The sequence below is a fragment of the Streptomyces sp. NPDC059201 genome (assembly GCF_042754585.1).
In the GTDB taxonomy this organism is placed as follows: Bacteria; Actinomycetota; Actinomycetes; order Streptomycetales; family Streptomycetaceae; genus Streptomyces.
On the sequence record NZ_JBHZBB010000011.1, the window covers coordinates 19,188 to 31,341 of the forward strand.

The window sequence follows — 12,154 nt, forward strand, 5'->3', positions numbered from 1 at the left end:
CCCGCACCGCTGACATGGACGTACTGACAGACAACTTCTCGCTCTACGGCGAGGGGTTCCTCGGCACCCTCGAACTCACCGTCTACGCCTCGGCGCTCGCCCTCGTCCTGGGCTTCGTCATGGCGGCCTTCCGGGTCGCGCCCGTCGGCTCCTTCCGGGTCTTCGGCACGGTCTGGGTCACGATCCTGCGCAACACCCCGCTCACCCTGCTCTTCTTCGCGGTGATGCTGGGCCTGCCGCGCTTCGGACTCGTGCTGCCCTTCGAGCTGTTCGCGGTCCTCGCGCTGGGCTGCTACACCTCCGCCTTCATCTGCGAGGCGCTGCGCTCCGGCATCAACACCGTCCCGGTCGGGCAGGGCGAGGCCGCCCGCAGCCTCGGCATGAGCTTCACCCAGACCCTCGGCACGGTCGTCCTGCCGCAGGCGTTCCGCTCGGTGATCCCGCCGATCGGCTCCACCCTGATCGCCCTCGCCAAGAACTCCGCCATCGCCGGCGCCTTCAGCGTCACCGAACTCCTGGGCACCTACAAGACCTTGAGCGAACTCGGCTACAACATCATCTGGACCTTCGTCTGGATCGCCGTCGGCTACCTGATCATCACCCTCGCCATCAGCGCCGTCTTCAACGTGATGGAGAAGCGCTGGGGGGTGGCCCGATGAGCCGCACGCCGCACGCCAGCGCCCTCTACGACATCCCCGGCCCGCAGGCCCGCCGCCGGCACCTGCTCTACGGCCTCGCCTCCACCGCCGTGATCCTCGGCCTCGCCGCCTGGATCCTCTATCTCCTCTTCGACACCGGCCAGTTCACGGCGGTGAAGTGGCGGCCCTTCCTCTACGAGGGCATCCAGGAGCTGCTGCTCGAAGGGCTCGGCAACACCCTCAAGGCGTTCGCGCTCGCCGCCGTGTTCTCCCTGGCGCTCGGCGCGGTCCTCGCCACCGGACGCCTCTCCGACCACCGGCCGGTGCGCTGGGTCGCCACCCTGCTCGTGGAGTTCTTCCGCGCGATGCCCGTCCTGGTGATGATCTTCTTCATCTTCGTGGCGCTCAAGGTGCAGCCGCTGCCCGCGCTCGTCGCCGGACTCACCCTCTACAACGGCTCGGTGCTCGCCGAGGTCTTCCGCACCGGCGTGCACGCCGTGCCGCGCGGGCAGGGCGAGGCCGCGTACGCGCTCGGCATGCGCAAGACCCAGGTCATGACCTGGGTCCTGGTCCCGCAGGCGGTCCGCGCGATGCTGCCGGCCATCATCAGCCAGCTCGTCGTGGCGCTGAAGGACACCTCGCTCGGCTACCTGATCACCTACGAGGAGTTCCTCCACGCGGGCAAGCTGATCGCCTCGAACCTCGACTACGACCTGCCCTTCATCCCGGTCGTCCTGGTGATCTCGCCGATCTACATCGGCATGTGCATGCTGCTCTCCTGGTGCGCGACCTGGGTCGCGCGACGGGAGCGCCGCGACCCCCGCACCAAGGGGGTGGATGTCGCTCCCGCCGCACCGGTGATCACGCTGCCGGGCCGCGAGTGACCCCCGTACGGGCCCCCGCACGGGCCTGAAACCGGCCCGGCAGCAGCCGTGATCACTCCTCCCGCATCGGCACCGAGACGTACGAGGGATCGGACGCGGGGGAGGAGAAGGTCAGCTGCGCGCCGGCCGGGTTGTGCTCGATGTACAACGGGTCGACGGTGTCGACGACCAGCGCGAGCCGGTGACCGGCCGGGACGTCGTACGCCGTGGAGAAGAGCTCCAGGTCCACGGCGAACGGCTTGCCCGGCGTCCGGTCGTGGAAGGTGTACGGGGCGTTGCTCACCAGCTTCCCGACGCCGAGCGGGCCCACGTCGTAGAGGTACGCGACGAAGGTGCCGCTGGACCTCGTCGGCGTGACCGTGGTGTGCAGCACCGGCGTGCCGCGCACCGCCGTCCCCTCGTCGTACCGCCCGGACTGCCAGACGGCGGCGAAGGAGCGGGGGAGGAGGGGGACGGAGACGGCGGGCGGGGTCTGCGCCAGCTGATCGAGGAGGTTGCTGAGCAGGACGATGCCGCCGTTGGCGCCGGAGTCCACGTTGGCCCAGACGTGCTCGGAGTCGTTCAGGGCGATCCGCTCGCGGTGCGCGTTGACCGACTTCCAGTCGGCGTAGCCCTCGTAGCCGCCGTCGGAGCGAGGCTTGAGCCGGACGGGAAGCTCGCGGTCGACGCCGTTGTCGGCGCCCTTGAGATGGCGGTCGAACCAGCGGTGGGCGCTGGTCCAGGTGTCGTTGGGCAGCCCGAAGAGGCCGGTGGCCTCGGCGGTGGCGTGGTCGCCGGGACGGAACTCCAGCCGCTTGGGGCCCTTCAGCTTCTCGTAGAAGCTCGCGAACTGGTTGGGCGGGAAGATGGTGTCGCCCCAGGCGTTGCCGAGCATGACGGCGGTGCCGTTGGCGTTGATCCGGTCCAGGTAGGTGGCGGCCGAGCGCTGCTTCCCCCAGGCGATCATCTCGTCCTCGCGGTCGAGGTTCGAGGAGAGGAAGTCACCCAGGATCTGCTTGAGTTCGGGACCGGGGCGGCCGGTGAGGAACCCGGCGCCGCCGAGCAGGGCGGCGGCCTGGAGGTGCTGGGTGCGGCCGCTGTAGATGGACTCGATGAGGTCGGCCCAGCCGCTGAGCGCGGCGACGGCCTTGACCCGGGGGTCGTGGGCGGCGGCGAGCAGGGAGATCCCGGCGCCGTAACTCACCCCGGCCATACCGACCTTGGCCGGGTCCGCCGGGGTGTTCGCGAGCGCCCAGTCGATCACCTTCGACGCGTCGGCGATGTCCTTGGGGCCTGCGGTCTCGATCTCCCCGCCGGACTGCCAGAAGCCGCGCGAGTTGTAACTCACCACGACGTAGCCGGAGTCGGCGAGCTTCTGCGCCTGAGCCAGGTACTCGATCTGCGGCGTGGCCCAGCTGGTCGGGAGCACGACCACCGGGTAGCGGGCGGAGCCGTCGGCGCCGGCGGGCGTGACGACGTTGGCCTTGAGGACGGTGCCGCCGTCGCCGGCGATGTCCACGAACCGGATCGACGTGCCGCTCGCGGCGGCCTGGGCGGCGGGGGCCACGGACAGGGCCGTCCCGGCCACCAGGGCGGCCGAGACGGCGAGGGCCAGGGATGTGCGCACGGGCCACTCCTCGATGGGGGGGTCACTGATGGGGGGCAGTGAAGTGGCCCGACGGTAACCGCGGCGCGCTACCCGTGGTAACTGGTCGGTAAGTTACGTGCGGGTAACGATTGCCGGGTGCTGCCGCTCGGCCTCCGCCGCCAGGTGCTGCCGCGCGGCCTCGGCCGCCGCCAGGTCCGCGTGCGCCTCTCCGTACTCCCTGGCGGCGAGCAGGAACAGCGCCCGGTCGGTCAGCGCCCGCGCCTCCGCCCCCGGCGCCGAGCCGGGCCGGCGGGCGAGCGCCACGCCCTCGTCGAAGAGCGGGCGCAGCTCGTCCAGGATCCGGTGGGACCGGTGGCGCAGGACCGCGCGGGCGGTGAGGCGCCGGTGCGCGGCGCTCAGCGCGGGCAGCCACCGCGCCGGATCCGCCTCCGCCTCCGCCCTCGCCTCAGCCTCCGCCTTCCCTCTGAGCGCCGCCTTCTCCTCCTCCAGGGCGGGTACGGCGGCGATGTACGTGTCCAGGACGTCGGGGGACCAGTGGAGCGTGTTCTCGCCGAAGGCGGGGGCCGGCGCGGCCGCCGACGCGGGCGGTTCGTCCGGGCGGACGGAGAGGGCGAACAGCGTCGCCCACCAGGAGTGGATGTCGCTCCACGACTTCGGCTCCCCGTCCTCCGCGAGCCGCGCGAGGACGTCCAGCGCCTCCCGCCGGACCGCGTCGGCCTCGCCGTGCCTCCCGGCCCCGTCGAGCACGTCCGCCTGCCGGCGCAGCGCCCAGACCAGGATCGCGTAAGACCCCCTGCCCTCCGCCGCCTCCACCCGCTCGGCCTCCAGGAACGCCCCGAAGGTCTCCACCGCCTCCCCGACCCGCCCCGCGGCCTCCAGTCGGGCCGACCGGGCGACCGCCGACCAGAAGTCCGGGTGCTCGCCGTCCACCACCGGCCCCGCGGACGCCACCGCCTCCGCGTGCCGCCCCTCCTCGGACAGGGCGGTGGCCAGGTGGCCCGCCCCGTACCCGGGGTGCCCCACCTGCCCCCGCTCGTACCCCGCGCGGCCCACCGCCGCCGACTCCTCGAAGACGGCGAGGGCTTCGGCCCTGCGCCCCTGCCGGGACAGCTCCGACCCGTACGAGCCGAGCGCCTCGCACAGGATCTCCGTCCGCAGCGGATGTCCGGGCCCGAGCAGCCGGGCCGCCGCGACCGCCTCCACGGCCAGCTCCTCGCGCCGCTCCGGCGTCGTCGCCCGCTCCCACCGGAGCCGCCTCACCAGCTTCGGCGCGTACGCGGCCGGGCTCACCGGGGCCAGCACCCGGTACGCCTCCAGCTCCTGACGGTCGCTCAGTCTTCCCGACCCCAGCAGCAGCACCCGCGCCCGCATCACCGCTTCCTCGTCCACGAACCCCGCGTTCCCCGCTTCACCCTGATGCGTCATGGCGGAGATTCTGGGCGTCCGGCGACAGCCCGGACAAGGCGCGCGAACTGTGCGTTCCGTCCTACGAAAACCAGCTCTGACCTGTCATGATGGACACGTCTTCACCCCTGCTCCAGGCTGGTCCCCGTGAAGCCGACGAACCTCCCCGACGTCTTCGACCCCCGGATCCACGCCGCCGGGCCGCCGCACGACGCCTTCCGCGCGCTGCGGGACCGTGCGCCGGTCGCCCGGCAGGAGGAGCGGGCAGTGCTCGGCTGGCCGGCCGGGCCGGGGTTCTGGGCGGTGACGCGCCACGCCGACGTCGTACGGGTGCTCAAGGACGCGGAGACGTACTCCTCCTGGCTCGGCGCCACCCAGATCCGCGACCCCGACCCCGCCGACCTGCCGTTCATCCGCCGCGTGATGCTCAATCAGGACCCGCCGGAGCACGGCCGGTTGCGGCGGCTCGCCAGTCGCGCCTTCACCCCGGGGCGGATCGCGCGGTTCGAGGAGACCGCCCGCGCACGGGCCCGGCGGCTGCTCGCGGCGGCGCGGGAGGCGGGCGGCGAGGTCGACCTCGTCCGGGCCGTCACCGACGACTACGCGCTCCTCAACCTCACCGACCTGCTCGGCGTGCCGGCGGGCGACCGGGGGCTGCTGCACGCCTGGACCGAACGGGTCATCGCCTACCAGGACCCCGACGAGCCGCCCGTCCTCGGCGCCGACGGGCGGCCCGTCAACCCGCGCTCACCGGCCATGCTGGCCGAGATGTTCGCGTACGCGCAGGAGCTGGCCGCGTTCAAGCGGAAGCATCCCGCCGACGACCTGATGACCGCCCTCGCCACCACCGAACTCGCCGACGCCGAACTGGAGATGTTCTTCTTCCTGCTCACCGTCGCCGGCAACGACACCGTGCGGTCGGCGGCCCCGGGAGGCGTGCTCGCCCTGAGCGGGCACCCCGACGAGCAGGGGAGGCTCTGGCGGGGCGAGGTCGGCGTGGACACCACCGTGGACGAGCTGCTGCGGGTCCACCCGCCGGTGCTCTCCTTCCGCCGCACCGCCGCCCGTGACACCGAACTCGCCGGCGTACGGATCGCCGAGGGCGACAAGGTCGTCGTCTTCCACGTCTCCGCCAACCACGACGAACGCGTCTTCCCCGACCCGCACCGGCTCGACCTCGGCCGCCGCCCCAACCCGCACGTCTCCTTCGGCGACGGCCCCCACGTCTGCCTCGGCGCCCACTTCGCCCGGCTGCAACTCCGTGTCTTCTACGAGGAGTTGAGAGGATCCTGTGCGGGGGTGGAGATCGCGGGGGAGCCGCGGCGGCTCGTCTCCAACTTCATCAACGGGATCAAGTCGCTGCCGGTGCGGCTGCGGCCGCGTGAGCCCTGAGCGCCGCCCGGGTCACGTCGGCCACCAGCTCGACGACGTCGGGGCCGTACGCCTGCGAGTTGACCACCTTCAGGAGGAGGACGAACGTGCCGCCCCGATGGGTGCGCGCGAGCCGCTCGTGGTGCCGGGCCAGGTAGCGCGTGGCCGCCTGGTTGGTGATCGCCCGCTGCCCGCAGAAGAGGAAGACCGGACGCCCGCCCTCGCCCGCGACCACCCGCGCCAGGACGACGTACTCGACCGCACCCGGATCCATCCGGTAGCGCTCCCCGCCGACCTCGATCGCGCCGCGCTCCTCGACGGGATCCAGCTCCGTGTTCATGCTCAGGCCCGGAAGCAGGCTCGCGAGATGGGCGGCCGTCCTGCGGTTCGAGTACGGGCCGCCGAGGCAGAACTCCGTCCGGTCGCCGAAGCCGAGCTGCGCCTGGTCGTGCTGCACGATCCGCGCCTGCGCCCCGCAGTCCTTGACCAGCGCGGACAGTTCCAGCAGCGCGAAGACGTCGTGCCGGTGCACCGCCCCGTCCCCGCCCGCCTCGCGGTTGACCACGAGCAGACACTCCGCGTGGCCGGGCAGGCCGAAGAACGCCTGCTTGCGGCGGAGCCGCCGGCGCCATACGTACGTCCGGGTGAGCCAGCCCAGGGACGCGCTGAGGCCGGTCGCCAGCACGCCGAGCACGATGTTGCGCAGGTCCTCGTCCATAGGGGCGCATGCTAGCGGCGGTCGGGTGACCGTTGGAGGGGGGAGGCGGCAGGTCTCCGGCTGGGGTGGTGAGGGAAGTTACGGTGGGTGAGGGGGCATTGACGGGAGGTCAGGGATGCGTCGTTCCACGGTCCGGTACGGGGTGCTCGCGGCGGCCGCCGCGGTGGCGCTCTCGGTGGGTGCGGCGGCTCCGCCGCGAGGGGCCCTGTCGGACCCGCGGGTGCTGCCGGTCCTTCCGGTCTCACCCGCCCCCTCGGGGCCGCCCGAGAAGGTGCCGGTGGCCGTCGGGTACGGCGGCGCGGTCGCCAGTGTCGACGCCGACGCGAGCGCGGCCGGGATCGAGGTCCTGCGGCGGGGCGGGAACGCGGTCGACGCGGCCGTCGCCGTCGCCGCCGCCCTCGGCGTCACCGAGCCGTACTCGGCCGGCATCGGCGGAGGCGGCTACTTCCTCCACTACGACGCCGAGAGCCGTACCGTCCACACCGTCGACGGGCGCGAGACCGCCCCCGCCTCGGCCGACACCACCCTTCTCACCGAGAACGGCGCGCCCCTCCCCTTCGAGGAGGCGATGACCAGCGGGCGCTCCGTCGGCGTCCCCGGCACCCCCGCCACCTGGGCGACCGCCCTCGACGCCTGGGGCAGCATGCCGCTCCGCGACCTCCTCGCGCCCGCGGAGCGGCTGGCCCGCGAGGGCTTCACCGTCGACGCGACCTACCGCGCGCAGACCGCCGCCAACGAGGCCCGCTTCCGCGACTTCCCGGCCTCCGCCGCCCTCTTCCTGCCCGGCGGCCGGCTGCCGGTGGTCGGCTCGGTCGTCCGCAACCCCGACCTGGCGGCGACGTACGCCACCCTGAGGAAGGAGGGCGTCGGCGCGCTCTACGGGGGCCCGCTCGCCCGCGACATCGTGCGCACCGTCCGCACCCCGCCGGTCCGCGCGGGCGCCGCCCGCGTCGTCCGCCCCGGCGACCTGACGGAGCGGGACCTGGCCGCGTACCGCACGGTCCGGCGCGCCTCGACGCGGAGCGCGTACCGGGGGCTCGACGTCCACGGCATGCCGCCGTCGTCCTCCGGTGGTACGACCGTCGGCGAGGCGCTCAACATCTTGGAGTCCACGGACCTCTCCGCCGCCTCCGAGCGGCAGTACCTGCACCGCCTCATCGAGGCCAGCCGGATCGCCTTCGCCGACCGGGGCCGCTGGGTCGGCGACCCCGCCTTCGAGACCGTGCCGGTCCGGGGGCTGCTCTCGCAGCGGTACGCCGACTCCCGCGCCTGCCTGATCCGCGACGACGCCGCACTCCCCGGCCCGCTCGCGCCCGGCGACCCCTGGAACCCGGTGCCGTGCGCCACGGGCGGGGCGGTGACCCCGACGACGTACGAGGGCGAGGACACCACCCATCTGACGGTCGCCGACCGGTGGGGCGACGTCGTCGCGTACACGCTGACCATCGAGTCGACGGGTGGCAGCGGCATCACCGTCCCGGGGCGCGGCTTCCTGCTCAACAACGAGCTGACCGACTTCTCCTTCGTCCCGGCGAACCCCGCCGTCCACGACCCCAACCTGCCCGGCCCCGGCAAGCGCCCCCGCTCCTCGATCTCCCCGACGATCGTCCTCGACCGCCACGGCCGGCCGGTCCTCGCCCTCGGGTCACCCGGCGGCGCCACCATCGTCACCACCGTCCTCCAGACCCTCACCGGCTTCCTCGACCGGGACCTGCCGCTCGTCGACGCCATCGCGGCGCCCCGCGCCAGCCAGCGCAACCAGGCGACGACCGAACTCGAACCGGCCCTCTGGGAGGGTCCGTTGAGGCCCGCGCTCGAAGCCCTCGGGCACGCCTTCCGGCCGAACCCGGAGATCGGCGCCGCCACCGGCCTCCAGCGGCTCCCCGGCGGGCGCTGGCTGGCGGCGGCGGAGACCGTACGCCGGGGCGGTGGTTCGGCCATGGTGGTCTGGCGGGAGAAGTGAGAGTGCGTCAGGAGGCGTTCTCCGTGGCCGACTTCAGGGTGCGGGCCGCCGCGAGGCACTCGGGCGGGGCGTGCGGGTCGTCGTGTACGGCATCGAGCAGTACCGGCACGGGCATCGTCCGGAGCGAGGTGCGCCAGGCGAGATGCCCGTGGGAGGCGGCGTAGCGGGCGGTGAGGAGTTCGGCGGGGGTCAGCTCCGCGCCTGACCGCAGCAGCAGCGCGGCGAGCCCGCGCCGGGCCAGCCCGGTGAAGATCTCCTCGGCGGTGACGTGGTTGCGGCGGTGGTCGTCGTGGACCTCGTACAGGAGCGCGTACACGAGGGACTCCTCGCGCGGGGTGAGCGGTACGGGCAGCGGGGTCCGCCACCACAGGGACTCCGCGGCCGCCGGTGAGACCGGCACGGGCATGCCGCAGGACATCGGGCTCGGGGCCAGCCGGATCGCGCCGAGCGCGATCCACCGCTCCGACAGCTCGCGCCGGAACGCCGTCCCGTCCGCGGTCTCCGGCGCCAGTGCCCGGGCCGCCTCCGCGACCTCGTCGACCGGGGGCCCGTCCGTCCACACCAGCGCCGGTACGTCACCGTCGCGTCCGGCCGTCACCGCCGCGCCGAACCGTCCGCTGAGGGCCGCCGCCAAGGCGCCGACGGCCTCCGCCCCCGCGCTCGCTTCCTCCGTCATGGGGCGAGTCTAGGAGCGGCCTCCGACACGCCCCGCGGCTGGAGCGGTGGAGCGTGCGGAGCGCTAGAGGGCTAGAGCGCTAGAGCGCTAGAGCGCCGTGAGGATGCGCGGGCCCGCGTCGGTGATGGCGACCGTGTGCTCGGCGTGGGCGGCGCGGGAGCCGTCGAGGGTGCGGATCGTCCAGCCGTCCCGCGCGGTGTAGTGGTCGTCGTCGCCGCCTCCGATGAGCATCGGCTCGATCGCCAGGACCATGCCGTGCCGCAGCTTCATGCCGCGCCCGGGCCGCCCCTCGTTCGGCACGCCCGGGTCCTCGTGCATGGTGCGGCCGATGCCGTGCCCGCCGAAGCCGTCCGGGACGCCGTACCCGGCCTTCCGGCACACCGTGCCGATCGCGTGCGCGATGTCCCCGATCCGGTTGCCGACGACGGCCGCCGCGATGCCGGCCGCCAGGGCCTCCTCGGCCGCCGCGATCAGCCGGGTGTCCTCGGAGCGGGCGCGGCCGACGGTGAAGCTCACCGCCGAGTCCCCGGCCCAGCCGCGCAGCAGGGCCCCGCAGTCCAGCGAGACGAGGTCGCCGTCGGCGAGCCGGGTCCCGTCCGGGATGCCGTGCACGATCGCGTCGTTGACGGACACGCAGACGACGGCGGGGAAGGGGGTCGGCGCCCAGTCCGGGCGGTAGCCCAGGAAGGGCGAGCCCGCGCCGGCCTCCGCCAGCACCTCCCGGGCCGCCCGGTCCAGCGCGGTGACCGGGACGCCCGGCGCCGCCTCCTTCCGCGCCGCCGCCAGGGCGCGGGCCACCACGCGGCCCGCCTCGCGCATCTCGTTCAGGTTCTCGTCGGTCTTGATCTCCACCATTCCCATTACTATACCGGTATGAAAATGGGGGCGAGCGAGTAGAGTGGTGCGCATGGTGCGCACCCCCCTGACCCCGGAAGAGCGCGAGCGCGGCGAGCGGCTCGGGCGGCTGCTGCGGGAGGCCCGCGGCGAGCGGTCGATGGTCGAGATCGCCGCGGCGGCCGGCCTGTCGGCCGAGACCCTCCGCAAGATCGAGACCGGCAGGGCTCCCACCCCGGCCTTCTTCACCGTCGCCGCCCTCGCCGGCGTCCTCGACCTGTCGATGGACGAGCTGCTCGTCCGCTGCGCGCTGCTGCCCGCCTGAGCTGACGTCGGGTTGAGGTCAGGGAGTCGGGCTGGAGCCGGTGTCAGGCCGTGTCAGGCCGAGACCGCGAGCTGGATCCGGCTGTGGCGGGGTGTCTCGATCTCGTCGAGCAGGGCGAGCGCCAGATCGGCGTGGGCGATCCGGCCGGGGCCGTCGACGACCGTGCCGACCGCCGTCCGGTAGCCGCCGGTGGTCTCCGCCTCCGCGTTCAGGTCCAGCGGCGGCACCACCATCAGCCAGTCGAGGTCCGGTCCCGCCGAGGCCGTCAGCAGCTCGAACTCCACGACGTGGCCCTGTGCGAAGGCCCGCCAGGGCGTGGGGAAGTCCGGCGCGTCCATCAGTCGCACACCCGCCGCGTCCTGGAGGGTGGTGGCGATCCCCAGGGTAAGGAGCCGGCCGACCCCGGCCGCCGTGAGCCCGGTGACCAGCGCTTTCGCCGTCGCCGCGAAGTACTCCTCCGACGGTACGTCGAGGCGGGCGGAGGCGTGCACGGCCGCGTCGTGCCCGGCGGCGGCGACCGCCACCGCCTCGGGATCCGTCACGTCGCCGCGTACCACCGTCACGCCCGGCCGTCCCAGATCCGGGTGGCGCGCCGGGTCGCGTACCACCGCCGTCACGTCATGGCCACGGGCCACCGCCTCCGCCACGGCCGCGCGGCCGACCCGCCCGCCGGCGCCGAACACGATGATCTTCTTGCTGGTGTCGTCGTCCATGGGCAGGACGGTAGGACGAGGGCCCCCGGTTACTTCAACGGTACCGGCGGGCTACCGTCGGCCCATGAGCCAACCGCCTCCGATCCCCGTCCTGTTCGAGGACCCCGACTGCACCGGCGGCGCGGTCCAGCCCTTCCGCGTCGGCGACAAGTGGACCGGCGTGGTGCTGCGGTGCCTGGAGGACGGCGCCGCCCGCCGCTTCGGCGAACTGCGCGCCGCGCTCCCCTGGATCACCCCCAAGGTCCTCACCGAGACCCTCCGCTCCATGGAGCGCAGCGGCTTCCTCACCCGGACGGTGTACGAGGAGAACCCGCCGCGCGTCGAGTACGCCCTCACCGCGCTCGGCCGCTCGCTCCTCGGCCCCCTCGACACCGCCTGCGCCTGGGCCCGCGCCCACGGGTCCGAGATCGACGACGCGCGGGCGGCGTACACGGAGGCGTAGGCGCGGGGGAGACCCTGACGCGCGCCCGCGACCCCACCCCGGCATAGGCTCGGCGGTCATGACGACCGAAGGACGCCTCCCCGAAGAGCTGCGGCGCGCCCGCTACCTCAGCCTGACCACCTTCCGGAAGAACGGCACGGGGGTCGCCACCCCCGTCTGGTACGCCGTCGAGGGCGGGAAGGTGTACGTGTGGACCCGCAGCGACTCCTGGAAGGTCAAGCGGCTCCGTAACGACCCCAAGGTCGAGATGACCGTCTGCGACATGCGCGGCAACGTCCCCGAGGGCGCCGTCCGCGTCCCCGGCACCGCCCGGCTGGTCACGGGGGAGGAGCTGCGGCACGTCCGCAAGCTGCTCTCCCGCAAGTACACGTACCAGTACTGGCTGGTGGACTGGCCCGCCACGATCGCCCGCCTCGGCAAGCGCCCCCACACGGGGATCGTCGTCACCCTGTGATCCCCACCCGGCCGGACCGGGCGTACGACACCGATGTGGTCCCTGGGGCACGGAAAGGAAAACGGACCGTAGCCGTCCCGTAACACGACTGCGGTGCAATGCCCTGCGGCGGACCGGAAGGTCCCCTTCTACCGCAGGGCAGGT

Annotated in this window: 13 protein-coding genes; 7 read left to right on the forward strand and 6 right to left on the reverse strand. The window is 73.6% G+C overall.

What is annotated here, in order from left to right:
* The first annotated feature begins 14 nt into the window (after positions 1-14).
* On the forward strand, positions 15-659 hold the full coding sequence (locus ACFXMG_RS29730; protein ID WP_383826265.1) for an amino acid ABC transporter permease: 645 nt from the start codon (positions 15-17) through the stop codon (positions 657-659).
* The gene (locus ACFXMG_RS29735; RefSeq protein ID WP_383826262.1) at positions 656-1,522 is read left to right on the forward strand and encodes an amino acid ABC transporter permease; all 867 of its coding nucleotides are present in this window, start codon (positions 656-658) and stop codon (positions 1,520-1,522) included. Before ACFXMG_RS29730 ends, ACFXMG_RS29735 begins: the two co-directional genes overlap by 4 nt.
* Positions 1,523-1,574: 52 nt before the next feature.
* Here ACFXMG_RS29735 and ACFXMG_RS29740 read toward each other — a convergent pair whose 3' ends face one another.
* Both ACFXMG_RS29740 and ACFXMG_RS29745 read right to left on the reverse strand, forming a co-directional pair.
* On the reverse strand, positions 1,575-3,128 hold the full coding sequence (locus ACFXMG_RS29740) for a CocE/NonD family hydrolase (protein WP_383826259.1): 1,554 nt from the start codon (positions 3,126-3,128) through the stop codon (positions 1,575-1,577).
* A gap of 93 nt (positions 3,129-3,221) precedes the next feature.
* Complete coding sequence (locus tag ACFXMG_RS29745; protein WP_383826256.1) at positions 3,222-4,535, reverse strand: hypothetical protein; 1,314 nt, start codon at positions 4,533-4,535, stop codon at positions 3,222-3,224.
* Positions 4,536-4,661: 126 nt separating this feature from the next.
* Between ACFXMG_RS29745 and ACFXMG_RS29750 the strand changes: the two genes are divergently transcribed.
* Positions 4,662-5,906 (forward strand): cytochrome P450, encoded by a 1,245-nt coding sequence (locus ACFXMG_RS29750; protein ID WP_383826254.1) that lies wholly within the window; start codon positions 4,662-4,664, stop codon positions 5,904-5,906.
* Here ACFXMG_RS29750 and ACFXMG_RS29755 read toward each other — a convergent pair.
* Entirely contained in the window at positions 5,866-6,603 is a 738-nt protein-coding gene (locus ACFXMG_RS29755) for a hypothetical protein (protein WP_383826251.1), read from the reverse strand. The two genes, ACFXMG_RS29750 and ACFXMG_RS29755, sit on opposite strands and share 41 nt — an antisense overlap.
* Before the next feature lie 115 nt (positions 6,604-6,718).
* On the opposite strand from ACFXMG_RS29755, the gene ggt reads away from it, so the two are divergent.
* Positions 6,719-8,566 (forward strand): gamma-glutamyltransferase, encoded by a 1,848-nt coding sequence (gene ggt, locus ACFXMG_RS29760; protein WP_383826248.1) that lies wholly within the window; start codon positions 6,719-6,721, stop codon positions 8,564-8,566.
* Positions 8,567-8,573: 7 nt separating this feature from the next.
* On the opposite strand, the gene ACFXMG_RS29765 is transcribed toward ggt, so the two are convergent.
* Positions 8,574-9,242 carry a hypothetical protein gene (locus tag ACFXMG_RS29765; protein ID WP_383826246.1) on the reverse strand — a complete coding sequence of 223 codons (669 nt, stop codon included), beginning with the start codon at positions 9,240-9,242 and terminating at the stop codon, positions 8,574-8,576.
* Between the two features lie 87 nt (positions 9,243-9,329).
* Positions 9,330-10,097 carry a type I methionyl aminopeptidase gene (gene map / locus ACFXMG_RS29770; protein WP_383826243.1) on the reverse strand — a complete coding sequence of 256 codons (768 nt, stop codon included), beginning with the start codon at positions 10,095-10,097 and terminating at the stop codon, positions 9,330-9,332.
* A gap of 52 nt (positions 10,098-10,149) precedes the next feature.
* On the opposite strand from map, the gene ACFXMG_RS29775 reads away from it, so the two are divergent.
* Positions 10,150-10,401 carry a helix-turn-helix domain-containing protein gene (locus tag ACFXMG_RS29775; protein WP_383826239.1) on the forward strand — a complete coding sequence of 84 codons (252 nt, stop codon included), beginning with the start codon at positions 10,150-10,152 and terminating at the stop codon, positions 10,399-10,401.
* 53 nt (positions 10,402-10,454) lie between these two features.
* Here ACFXMG_RS29775 and ACFXMG_RS29780 read toward each other — a convergent pair whose 3' ends face one another.
* Entirely contained in the window at positions 10,455-11,114 is a 660-nt protein-coding gene (locus tag ACFXMG_RS29780; RefSeq protein ID WP_383826236.1) for an NAD(P)-dependent oxidoreductase, read from the reverse strand.
* Between the two features lie 64 nt (positions 11,115-11,178).
* Between ACFXMG_RS29780 and ACFXMG_RS29785 the strand changes: the two genes are divergently transcribed.
* Entirely contained in the window at positions 11,179-11,556 is a 378-nt protein-coding gene (locus ACFXMG_RS29785; protein ID WP_383826233.1) for a winged helix-turn-helix transcriptional regulator, read from the forward strand.
* 58 nt (positions 11,557-11,614) lie between these two features.
* Positions 11,615-12,010, forward strand: coding sequence for a PPOX class F420-dependent oxidoreductase (locus tag ACFXMG_RS29790; protein WP_383826230.1), 396 nt, complete (start codon positions 11,615-11,617; stop codon positions 12,008-12,010).
* The last annotated feature ends 144 nt before the right edge of the window (positions 12,011-12,154 follow it).

What these genes read in the sequence shown, in the direction of transcription:
- ACFXMG_RS29730 (WP_383826265.1), top strand. Translation starts at nt 15, where the DNA reads ATGGACGTACTGACAGACAACTTCTCGCTCTACGGCGAGGGGTTCCTC.
- ACFXMG_RS29735 (WP_383826262.1), top strand. Translation starts at nt 656, where the DNA reads ATGAGCCGCACGCCGCACGCCAGCGCCCTCTACGACATCCCCGGCCCG.
- ACFXMG_RS29745 (WP_383826256.1), bottom strand. Translation starts at nt 4,535, where the DNA reads ATGACGCATCAGGGTGAAGCGGGGAACGCGGGGTTCGTGGACGAGGAA.
- ACFXMG_RS29755 (WP_383826251.1), bottom strand. Translation starts at nt 6,603, where the DNA reads ATGGACGAGGACCTGCGCAACATCGTGCTCGGCGTGCTGGCGACCGGC.
- ggt (WP_383826248.1), top strand. Translation starts at nt 6,719, where the DNA reads ATGCGTCGTTCCACGGTCCGGTACGGGGTGCTCGCGGCGGCCGCCGCG.
- ACFXMG_RS29765 (WP_383826246.1), bottom strand. Translation starts at nt 9,242, where the DNA reads ATGACGGAGGAAGCGAGCGCGGGGGCGGAGGCCGTCGGCGCCTTGGCG.
- map (WP_383826243.1), bottom strand. Translation starts at nt 10,097, where the DNA reads ATGGTGGAGATCAAGACCGACGAGAACCTGAACGAGATGCGCGAGGCG.
- ACFXMG_RS29775 (WP_383826239.1), top strand. Translation starts at nt 10,150, where the DNA reads ATGGTGCGCACCCCCCTGACCCCGGAAGAGCGCGAGCGCGGCGAGCGG.
- ACFXMG_RS29780 (WP_383826236.1), bottom strand. Translation starts at nt 11,114, where the DNA reads ATGGACGACGACACCAGCAAGAAGATCATCGTGTTCGGCGCCGGCGGG.
- ACFXMG_RS29785 (WP_383826233.1), top strand. Translation starts at nt 11,179, where the DNA reads ATGAGCCAACCGCCTCCGATCCCCGTCCTGTTCGAGGACCCCGACTGC.
- ACFXMG_RS29790 (WP_383826230.1), top strand. Translation starts at nt 11,615, where the DNA reads ATGACGACCGAAGGACGCCTCCCCGAAGAGCTGCGGCGCGCCCGCTAC.